3 protein-coding genes are annotated in these 3,186 nt (G+C 45.8%); all 3 read left to right on the forward strand.

Annotation, left to right across the window (positions count from 1 at the left end):
• Positions 1–528: 528 nt before the first annotated feature.
• On the forward strand, positions 529–1,164 hold the full coding sequence (locus tag N512_RS0118965) for a hypothetical protein (protein WP_028781312.1): 636 nt from the start codon (positions 529–531) through the stop codon (positions 1,162–1,164).
• Between the two features lie 206 nt (positions 1,165–1,370).
• Positions 1,371–1,976, forward strand: coding sequence for a hypothetical protein (locus tag N512_RS0118970; RefSeq protein WP_028781313.1), 606 nt, complete (start codon positions 1,371–1,373; stop codon positions 1,974–1,976).
• A 430-nt stretch (positions 1,977–2,406) separates the two neighbouring features.
• A complete protein-coding gene (locus tag N512_RS0118980) occupies positions 2,407–2,943 on the forward strand; it encodes a TetR/AcrR family transcriptional regulator (protein ID WP_028781315.1) in 537 nt (178 codons plus the stop codon).
• Positions 2,944–3,186 lie beyond the last annotated feature (243 nt).

Raw genomic sequence — 3,186 nt, forward strand, 5'->3', positions numbered from 1 at the left:
ACCGCAGTTTTTGTATGAAGCACGCAGATTACTCATCTCAGAGAGTCTCATTTCCAAAAATCCGTCGTTATTTATCAGAGACTGACACCCTGCAGCGTGCTTCCTTGATGCCCAGAAAGTGTTTAGGGTGTCCCGTATATTTCCGTATATCCTTTTCCGTATATTCTCTTCAAGTGGACCCAGAAGCCCTTTGGATATCGCTGAAGTCGGTATTTAGCTTCAACCCATTGTCGGTGGGAATATTAAACGGTTCAAAAGGACAGGTCGTCCTGCTGGCTGCCGTGTGGCCACCTTGTTATTGCGGATGATGCGCCCGCTATCATCAATCAGTTGCGAAGAGTCCTTGATACCTAAGAAACCATTGAAACCTAGGCAAGGAGTCAACAATTTGTCGAAAACTATGGGTCTGGATTTTGTTTATTGTCTTGGTTTTGTTTTTGGGTTTTGTTACTGTCCCGGCTCATTGTTGAGCCACTAGAACCCGTGGACTACTGAAATTGCATTCGCCAGATATTTAAGGGAATAGAAATGAGCGTTTCGATGTATCGCAATATGATTTGGTTGGTCGTAGAAAGCCGCGACCTAGATGGAATAGTTGAACACCTGAAGGGGGAAGCGGATATCAAGTCCATCAGTGATTTGGGGTCTGCCGACGATCTGAAGTTTATCTGGAAAACTTCACACCTGGTTGTCGCGGATCTCGATGGGCTTATCTACCTTGGCGGTTGGGGCTTGCCGTTCCGGCAGTATGGCCGCAGGGACAGTATGGAGATGCTGGATGAATGCCTACGCAACCTTTCAGAATTCGCCGCTAGGTTAAGCCAGAAATTTGGGAAAACCTATGGCTTTGGCGACCATCAGGGCGGTATATACAATTTTTGGTTTATGGCGGAAGACGGTCAGGTAACAAGAAAATACGCCGTGTATCATGATGGGCTGCATGAATATGACCAAAGCCACATTTCGGCGGGTGAACCTACAGAGGCTGAGGTTCAAGCGGCCAAGCGTTGCCATATTAACGGTTTGTCTACAGGGGGAGGTTATCCGGATGAGGTGAGCGTTCGGGAAATTGCTACCAACTGGGTTCTTGATCCCCAGCAGTTTTCGCAACGCCTGATCAGAGCCAAGCTGATTGAGTGGAGCCTGAGAAAACCCGGGACATAAGAACGGGAAATACAGCTGAAAGGGGGCAGAGCGATTTACTTTTGCCGGTAAAGTGTCCAGAACTACTATAATTTGGTTGTCAACGCTATTGGAACATGAATGCCGGCAATGAGAGATTATTTTTTATTTCGTTCATAGTAATGATTTTAAAGAAAAACTGAAAAGACCACTTGTGTAAATTCGAAATAATTCCAAAGAGAAGGCAGATGAACCCATACAACGAGCAGTATTATATTCTTTCCCTGAACCACGATGAGGAAACCCTATACCTTAGCCCAGAAATGCGTTCTGCCACGAGACATTATGAGTTCACGAAACTAACGGCCGGTGACCCTATGTTTTTTAAAAATGGCTATCGGGATGAGGGCCTTGCAAAAGGGGTTAAGCGACCAATTAAAAAAGCGCATATGGCAATTAACTACCCTATTATTGATGACGAGATCAAACGGGAGCTTGGTGAGGTAGACAATGAGTTTTTTCAGTTATACCCAGCTGTGATTGTCGACGACGAGCAAAATTATCATGAAGGCTTTTGGGTATTCAATATTTTTGAGTATATGGATGTTTTGAACCTTGATGAGTGCTTGATTAACAACTACAAGCCAGGTGAAGACGAGTATGCAATAAAACGATACTCTCTCTGCAAGCAAAAGATGCAAACTATACCCGAAAATGAACGTTTGGTATTTATGCCTGAATACTCTGACTTTCCTCATGTCATGGTTCACGAGAAGATTGTTAAGGTTTTTAAAGAACTCAAGGTCGATACACTTAACTTTGTCAAAGTTTCCGACTGTGTAAACCTCCCCTAAAGTAATTTGTCTCCGTTATATGCACTACAACCTACACCGGCCCCAGCATCAGAAGAGTGAAAGTTGAAAGACTGACTTACTTCTTGATTTTGCCGGGGCTTGTTGTTTGCTGACTCGCGATGAGCGGCATCACTCCAGCTTTGACAGGGGGCTGTTTTGCGACTGCCTGGCGCTATTCCACTCCTGCCAGGCTGCCTTGGGGCCCATCATAAACGCAATAAGTACTAGTCCACCGGGTATCAGGACGGCTTTCAGTATCGGCCCCAAGATATACGAATAGAAGCAGATAAAGGGGATGTATAAGACATAGCCTACTGCGAGTGTTAGAATCTTAACGACTGATTTCATGTGATTTACCTTGGTATAAATGAAATTGAGCGCGCTCATTTTATTTGTTGAGCGCGCTCAATTACAAGTAAAAGGTTCACTTTTGACTGCAGATATGACCCCTAAAAAACGCCAAACCCGCGAGCGCATCTGCCAATGCGCATGGGCGCTGTTTATCGAGCAAGGTTTTGAAGCGACATCGACCCGCGATATTGCCAAAGCAGCAGGGATTGCCAATGGCACCTTGTTTAGCCACTTCAGCAATAAAGAAGAGTTATTGAAGGCATTGATGTTGGAGCTTATCGCCGGAGTTATCAGCGAGGCGCAGAGCAGCGATGACTTTGAGCAGCCTAAGTTGAAGATGCAGCATTATGCCAGGCATTTATACGGATTCTATTTGCAGCATGTGGAGTTCAGTAAAACCTTGCTGCAAGGCTTAATTTGGCAAGGAGCTTTCTTTGATGAGCAGATCCGCCAGTTCAAAGAGCTGCTGTTTACCGGTGCGCCTCATTATGATGCAGTGAGGGCAACCATTATGATGGATTGCTATTTTATGACCTTGGTTGAAGGGTTGAATGCGCCGAGTCCCGATGCAGATACCATGGTGAAGCGTCTTAGTGCCAAACTGGCGTTGCTGTGAGGTCACATCGCCAAAAGGCGAGGAAAATAAGTTAATTAAGAGCCGGCACTGGGGCGCAAAGCTTAGTGCCGGGTCTAGTTATTTGAGCCTCAAGACTTAAGTTTCAAGGCTCAAGCTTCAATTCTGGAAACTTAATTCCGGGTTAGCTTTAGGGAAGGTGCGAACAAGTCCCATGTGTGCTCTGCGTCGGCTTACGGGCCTGGATGCAAGGCGTGGTTCGCAGCAAATGGCCCTAGTCCTTTG

This window comes from Shewanella sp. 38A_GOM-205m, assembly GCF_000518445.1.
GTDB lineage: Bacteria > Pseudomonadota > Gammaproteobacteria > Enterobacterales > Shewanellaceae > Shewanella > Shewanella algae.